The organism is Alloalcanivorax gelatiniphagus (assembly GCF_005938655.1).
GTDB classification, from domain to species: domain Bacteria; phylum Pseudomonadota; class Gammaproteobacteria; order Pseudomonadales; family Alcanivoracaceae; genus Alloalcanivorax; species Alloalcanivorax gelatiniphagus.
Window position 1 is genome coordinate 169725 of sequence record NZ_VCQT01000036.1, and the last position, 6940, is coordinate 176664.

General features: G+C 67.9%; 6 protein-coding genes. 4 read left to right on the top strand and 2 right to left on the bottom strand.

Annotated elements, in window-relative coordinates; all coding sequences use genetic code 11:
* Positions 1-17 precede the first annotated feature (17 nt).
* The gene (locus FGS76_RS12210; RefSeq protein ID WP_138772918.1) at positions 18-1337 is read right to left on the bottom strand and encodes an ATP-binding protein; all 1320 of its coding nucleotides are present in this window, start codon (positions 1335-1337) and stop codon (positions 18-20) included.
* The gene (locus tag FGS76_RS12215) at positions 1337-2005 is read right to left on the bottom strand and encodes a response regulator (RefSeq protein ID WP_138772919.1); all 669 of its coding nucleotides are present in this window, start codon (positions 2003-2005) and stop codon (positions 1337-1339) included. Before FGS76_RS12215 ends, FGS76_RS12210 begins: the two co-directional genes overlap by 1 nt.
* Positions 2006-2257: 252 nt before the next feature.
* Between FGS76_RS12215 and dsbD the strand changes: the two genes are divergently transcribed.
* From dsbD to accC, 4 genes are all read left to right on the top strand, one after another.
* Positions 2258-4240, top strand: a complete 1983-nt coding sequence (gene dsbD, locus FGS76_RS12220) for a protein-disulfide reductase DsbD (RefSeq protein WP_138772920.1) — start codon at positions 2258-2260, stop codon at positions 4238-4240.
* 252 nt (positions 4241-4492) lie between these two features.
* Positions 4493-4942: a type II 3-dehydroquinate dehydratase gene (aroQ, locus tag FGS76_RS12225; RefSeq protein WP_138772921.1), complete on the top strand. Its 450-nt coding sequence runs from the start codon at positions 4493-4495 to the stop codon at positions 4940-4942.
* A 2-nt stretch (positions 4943-4944) separates the two neighbouring features.
* Entirely contained in the window at positions 4945-5409 is a 465-nt protein-coding gene (accB, locus tag FGS76_RS12230) for an acetyl-CoA carboxylase biotin carboxyl carrier protein (RefSeq protein WP_138772922.1), read from the top strand.
* Positions 5410-5421: 12 nt separating this feature from the next.
* Complete coding sequence (gene accC / locus FGS76_RS12235; protein ID WP_138772923.1) at positions 5422-6768, top strand: acetyl-CoA carboxylase biotin carboxylase subunit; 1347 nt, start codon at positions 5422-5424, stop codon at positions 6766-6768.
* Positions 6769-6940: the final 172 nt, after the last annotated feature.

Consider the following 6940-nt stretch of genomic DNA (forward strand, 5'->3'; position numbering starts at 1 on the left):
GCCATCACGGCCCGACATCAACCCCGTGGCAGCGTCATCACCGCCGCGGCCGGCCGCTGCTCGTCGCGCAGCCGGAAACGAAGCGCTCCACCATAGATGCTCAGGATGCGGTCGACAATGGACAGGCCCAGGCCGGCCCCGGGCACATCCTGGCGGCCACGGCTGAAACGCCCGGTGAAGCGGCGTTGCTGATCGGCGGTCAGGCCCGGCCCGCCGTCGTTCACCTCCACCCGCACCTGGCCCTGGGTTTCGCTGATGCGCACGCCCACGGCGGTGCCCTCCGGGGAATAGCGGCAGGCGTTGTCGAGCAGGTTGCGGATCAGCATGTCGGCCACCTCGGCGGGCATCGCCACCCACAGGTGCGGTGGCCCGTCCAGGGTCAGGGTCTGACCCCGTTGCTCGGCCAGCGGCGAGATCAGGGTGATGCAGTCCCGGGCCACCGCCACCGCGTCGCAGCGGTCACCGGCGCTGGCCCGCTGCGGGTCCAGCCTGGACAGTTGCATGAGCTGTTCCACGGTGCGGCTGGCCCGGTCCACCGCCCGGCTCAGTTGCGTCAGTGACGCCGCCACCTCACGCGGGTCGTCCAGTTGGGCGGCGTTGTCCGCATGCAGGCGCAGGGCCATCAGCAGGGTACGCAGTTCGTGGGCGGCATCGGCGGTGAAGCGTTTCTCCCTTTCCAGGGTGCCCACCAGCCGGGCCAGCAGGGTATTGATGGCCTCGGTCAGCGGCGCCAGTTCGCGCACCGGCCGGTGCCGCAGCGGCGTCAGGTTGTTGGCGTCGCGGGCCGCCACCGAGCGCGCCAGCCGGATCAGCGGCTGCAGCCCCCAGCGCACCGCCAGCCATACCAGCAGCAGGATCACCGGCACGCTCAGCAGGTACGGCGCCAGCACCGTGGCGGCGGTGTTGGCCACCAGCGAACGGCGGGCGCGGTCGCTTTCCGCCACCACCACCCAGCGCTGGCCGCACAGCGGCAGCGCGTAGGCGTGCCAGCCGCCCACCTCGTGATAGCGACCGCCGGAGGACGGATCGGTGAGCGGCAGCAGCGGCTCCTTGGGCGCGCCGTCGCTGGCCAGCACCAGCTCGCCATCGCGCCACAGCTGGTAGACGAAGTAGCGCTGGTAGCGCACCTCCGCCGGCTCCAGCCGCGCCACCCTGGGGTCCGGCGCGTCATTGTCCCAGAACGAGGCCAGCAGCCGGGTGCTTTGCACCAGCTCCGCGTCGTACTGCTCGTCCAGTTCGTGATAGAGGGTGTGGTAGGTGCCCCAGCCCAGCAGCACGCCGCCGCCCAGAATCACGGACACCAGGGCGGTCATCAGAAAACGGCGAATCGAGAACATCAGCGCCCCTCGGGCGGCGTCAGGGTGTACCCCACCCCGCGCACGGTCTTAATCAGGTCACCCCCGATCTTGCGGCGCAGGTGGTGAATGTGCACTTCCAGGGCGTTGCTCTCCACTTCCTCGCTCCAGCCGTACAGCGCCTGTTCCAGGTGGTCCCGGGTGAGCACCCGGCCGGCGCCGCGCGCCAGTTCCACCAGCAGCGCCATTTCCCGGCGCGGCAGGCGCAGCGGCTGGCCGCCCCGGGTCACCGTCATGGCGTCCGGGTCGATTTCCAGATCATCGATGCGCAGCAGGTCCCGGGTCGGTTCCGCCCCGCGCCGCAGGCGGGCGCGCAGCCGGGCGCGCAGTTCGTCCACCGAAAACGGCTTGATCAGATAGTCGTCGGCGCCGGCGTCCAGGCCGTCAATCCGGTCGTCCAGCCGGTCCCGGGCGCTGATCACGATCACCGGCACCGGGTGGCGGCGCCGCCGCAGGGTACGCAGCACCTCCAGGCCGTCCAGGCCCGGCAGCCCCAGATCCAGCAGCACCGCGTCGAAGCGGCCGTCGTCCACCGCCGCCTGGGCCAGGTCACCACGGGCCACGTGGTCCACCGCGTAGCCGTCATGGCGCAGGGCCCGCACCAGGCCATCGGCCAGCATTTCATCGTCTTCCACCAGCAGAATTCGCATTGACCACCTCTTCCCGGGATTCAGCCCACTATAAGAGCCCCCTCGTCTTTTGCACCACCCCGTGGTTGCGGGGACAATACGCCGGCGGCGGGCCGGGGCCCTCCGACCCGGGGGCTACCGTTGACGGGCGATCCACGCCTGCAAGGCATTATTCAGGGGCGCCTTAACGGTTTCTTAAAGCCAGGGCGCGAGGCTGCCCGGAACCTCCCCGGTGGGGAGGCATCCAATACCCGAAACCAGCGGGAGCAAGGAATGACGTTATTCAAGGGGTGGCGGGGTAACCGCGTGCCGAAGGCCGCCTGGGCGGCGGTGCTCGGAATTGTGATGCTGGCGCTGAGCGCGCCGGCCCCGGCCCTGTCGCTCAGTGGCGGCGGCCTGGGCGGTGGCGGCGATGCGCTGCCGTCGGTGGACGAGGCCATCCAGGTGGTCACCGACGCGGACTGGGACCGCCAGCAGCTGCTGGTCAGCTTCATGCTCCATGACCAGGTCTACCTGTACCAGCACAAGCTAGGCTTCACCCTGCGCGACGCCAACGGCAACCTGCTGGAGGATTTCGAGGGAGTGACGCTGCCACCCGCCAAGGAAAAGACCGACGAAATCTACGGCGATGTGCGGGTCTACTACGGCCAGGTGGACGTGATCCTGCCCCTGGATAGCGTGCCGCTGGCCGACACCGAACTGGAGGTGCGCTACCAGGGCTGTATCGAGGACCGCCTGTGCTACCCACCGGAGGTTCGCACCTACGCATTCAGCGCCCCCGCCCCGGGCCAGGCCGGCCCCGCCGATAGCGCCCCCGCTCCTACCGCCCCGCCGGTGGCCCCCTCCGCCGACGACCAGGACGGCTTTTTCGCCACCCTGTTTTCCGAGGACGCCAACGCCTTCAACCAATGGATGAACGGCCGTGGGCTGGGCCTGATCGTGGCGCTGTTCTTCGCCGGCGGTATCCTGCTGGCCTTCACCCCCTGTGTGTTCCCCATGGTGCCGATCCTGTCCGGCATTATCGCCGGGCGCGGCCACGGCGATGGCCAGGGCACCGGCGCCCGCCGTGGTTTCGTGCTGAGCGTGGCCTATGTGCTGGGGGTGGCGGTGCCCTACACCCTGGCCGGGCTGCTGGTGGCGGTGTTCGGCGCCGGCCTCAACCTGCAATTCCTGCTGCAGCAACCGGCGGCGATCGTCACCAGCGTGGTGATCTTCGTGCTGCTGGCCCTGTCCATGTTCGGGCTCTATGAGCTGCAGCTGCCCGCCGCCCTGCGCGACCGCCTCAGCCGCACCGGTGGTGGCGGTGGCGGGGTGCCCGGGGCGGTGGTGATGGGCGTGATCTCGGCGCTGGTGGTGTCGCCCTGCGTGACGCCGATCCTGGCCGGCGCCCTGCTCTACGTGGCCGGCACCGGCGATGCGCTTACCGGCGCCGCCTCCCTGTTCGCCCTGGCTCTCGGCATGGGCGTGCCGCTGATCATCTTCGGCACCGGCGGCGGCCATCTGCTGCCCCGGGCGGGCCTGTGGATGGAGGAGATCAAACGCTTCTTCGGGGTGGTGATGCTGGGCGTGGCCATCTGGCTGCTGGACCGCATCGTCTCCGACACCCTGACCCTGGGTCTGTACGGCCTGCTGCTGCTGATCTACGGGGTTCAGCTGGGCGCCCTGGAGCCGGTGGCGGAGGGCGGCTCCCGGCTGAAACGGGCGCTGGCCCTGGTGCTGGCCCTGTACGGCGCGATCATGCTGATCGGCGCCGCCAGCGGCGGCAGCGACCCCTGGCAGCCGCTGGCGCCGATCGCCGGCCCGGCCGCCGTGGCCGCCGCCCCGGCCAGCGCCCCGGCGGCCTCCGCCGATGGTCGCCCGGCGGCGGACGGCGAACATGGCCCCTGGATCAGCCTGGCCGGCCGCCGGCCGCTGCTCGATGCACTGGCCGCCTCCGCCGCCGCCAACCGGCCGGTGCTGGTGGATTTCTTCGCCGAATGGTGCGTGGCCTGCAAGGTCATGGAAGACACCACCCTGGCCGACCCGCGCGTGCTGGACGCCATGGGCGGCTTCGACCTGTATCGAGTGGATATCACCGAGATCAACGAGGAAAACCAGCGCATCATGTCGGACTTCAACATCTTCGGGCTGCCCAGCTTTGTGTTCTTCGACCCGGACGGCAAGGAAGTGCCGGACGCCCGGGTGCTGGGGGAGATGAACCCGGAACGCTTCCTGAAGCACCTGGACAACAGGATCCTGCCGGTCACCGGCGGCTGATCGCGGTTTATCGCGGCTGAAGCCGCTCCTACGGTGTGGCACGAAACGTCGTAGGAGCGGCTTCAGCCGCGATAAACCAGCCCCATCCACCCCGCCCGAAAGCGTCCCAAACCCTACATGTAACGAATGGTGTAAAGTCCTTTATTTCCGCAAGCGGATACCCTTAGACTGCCAACGTCGACGAAAAGCGGGCCAAACCGGTATTTCGTCACACGTTCAATGCAGATGACCGCACTTTCAGGGGTAGACGTCTTGGCTAGCATCCTCGTACTGCACGGGCCCAATCTGAACCTGCTGGGTCAGCGCGAGCCGGACAAGTACGGCCACACCACGCTGGCGGACATTGACCGGGGCCTGCGCGAGCGCGCCTCGGCGGCGGGCCATGAACTGCGGCATCTGCAAAGCAACGCCGAGCATGAGCTGATTGAGCGCATCCACGGGGCGCGCGACGACGGCACCGATTTCATTGTGTTCAATCCGGCGGCGTTCACACACACCAGTGTGGCCCTGCGCGATGCTTTGCTCGCCGTGGCGCTGCCGTTTATCGAAGTACATCTGTCGAACGTGCACGCCCGCGAGCCGTTCCGGCAACACTCCTATTTTTCCGACATCGCCGAGGGCGTGATTTGTGGTTTGGGCGCCGCCGGGTATCAACTGGCGCTGACCGCCGCCCTGGAACATCTGGATCAGGCACAGGACTGAGCATGGACATCCGTAAAATCAAGAAACTGATCGAACTGCTGGAAGAATCCGGCATCGAGGAACTGGAAATTCAGGAAGGCGAGGAATCCGTGCGCATCAGCCGCGGCGGCCGCCATTCCGGCGCGCCGGCACCTCAATATGCCCCGTACCCGCAGTACGCCGCTCCGGCACCGGCGCCGGCGCCGGCCCCCGCCGCGGAAAGCGCCCCGGCGCCCCGCGACGATACGCCCAGCGGCCACCTGGTGCGCTCGCCCATGGTCGGCACCTTCTACCGCTCACCCTCACCGGGCGCCGCCACCTTCGTGGAAGTGGGCCATAAGGTGCAGGCCGGCGACGTGCTGTGCATCGTCGAGGCGATGAAAATGATGAACCAGATCGAGGCGGACAAGTCCGGCACCATCGACGCCATCCTGGTGGAGGACGGCGAGCCGGTGGAGTTCGACCAGCCCCTGTTCTCCATCGTCTAACGGGGGTTTCCCATGCTGGAAAAGGTTCTGATCGCCAACCGAGGCGAAATCGCCCTGCGTATCCTGCGCGCCTGCAAGGAGCTGGGTATCCGCACCGTGGCGGTGTATTCCAAGGCCGACCGTGACCTGATGCACGTGCGGCTCGCCGACGAGGCGGTGTGCATCGGCCCGGCGCCGTCCACCGACTCCTATCTGAACATCCCCGCCATCATCAGCGCCGCCGAGGTCACCGACGCGGACGCCATCCACCCGGGCTATGGCTTCCTGGCGGAAAATGCCGACTTCGCGGAAGTGGTGGAGCGCTCCGGCTTTATCTTTATCGGGCCCCGCGCCGACACCATCCGCCTGATGGGCAACAAGGTGTCCGCCATCGAGGCCATGAAGGCCGCCGGCGTGCCCACGGTTCCCGGCTCCAACGGCCCGGTGGGCGACGACCAGGACGCCACCCTGATGATGGCCGAGGAAATCGGCTACCCGGTGATCATCAAGGCCGCCGCCGGCGGCGGTGGCCGGGGCATGCGCGTGGTGGAAGACCGCCAGCACCTGCTCAACGCGGTGACCCTGACCCGCTCCGAGGCCAAGAACGCCTTCGGCGACAGCACCGTGTACATGGAAAAGTTCCTGCAGAAGCCGCGCCACGTGGAAATCCAGGTGCTCTCCGACGGCGCCGGCCACGCCATCCATCTGGGCGACCGGGACTGCTCCCTGCAGCGCCGCCACCAGAAAGTGGTGGAAGAAGCCCCGGCACCGGACATTCCCGCGCACCTGAAGGAAGAAGTGGCCCAGCGCTGCGTCAACGCCTGCAAGGAAATCAACTACCGGGGCGCCGGCACCTTCGAGTTTCTCTATGAAAACGAGGGCTTCTACTTCATCGAGATGAACACCCGCGTGCAGGTGGAACACCCGGTCACGGAAATGATCACCGGCGTGGACATCGTCAAGGAACAGCTGCGCATCGCCGGCGGCCAGGGCCTGACCATCAAGCAGGAAGACGTGCACTTCCAGGGCCACGCCATCGAGGTCCGCGTCAACGCCGAGGACCCGGTGAGCTTCGTGCCCAGCCCCGGCAAGATCACCTACTTCCATGCCCCCGGCGGCAATGGCGTGCGGGTGGACTCCCATGTCTATGGTGGCTACACGGTGCCGCCGTTCTACGACTCCCTGATCGGCAAACTGATCACCTGGGGCGAGAACCGGGACGTGGCCTTCGAGCGAATGCGCATCGCGCTGGAGGAGATCGTGGTGGAAGGGATCAAGACCAACGTGGCCCTGCACCGGGACAAGATCTTCCGCGACCCGGCCTTCAAGAAAGGTGGCGTGGACATCCATCACCTGGAAAAGAAACTGGGTAACCACTGACCTGGAAGGGCCGGCGCGGATCACCGCCCGGCCCTTTGCCTTTGCGGTCGCCTGGCATGGGGGGCATGGGGGCATCGCGGCTGAAGCCGCTCCTACAGAACCCTCACCCCACCCAGCCCCAAAAAGTGGCGGCGTGCCGCCTGGCACGGAGGCGGGAACGGTTTCCCCCGGC

Bases quoted from the DNA above. Each gene is read 5' to 3' on its own strand.
- FGS76_RS12210 (WP_138772918.1), bottom strand. From the start codon at position 1,337: ATGTTCTCGATTCGCCGTTTTCTGATGACCGCCCTGGTGTCCGTGATT.
- FGS76_RS12215 (WP_138772919.1), bottom strand. From the start codon at position 2,005: ATGCGAATTCTGCTGGTGGAAGACGATGAAATGCTGGCCGATGGCCTG.
- dsbD (WP_138772920.1), top strand. From the start codon at position 2,258: ATGACGTTATTCAAGGGGTGGCGGGGTAACCGCGTGCCGAAGGCCGCC.
- accB (WP_138772922.1), top strand. From the start codon at position 4,945: ATGGACATCCGTAAAATCAAGAAACTGATCGAACTGCTGGAAGAATCC.
- accC (WP_138772923.1), top strand. From the start codon at position 5,422: ATGCTGGAAAAGGTTCTGATCGCCAACCGAGGCGAAATCGCCCTGCGT.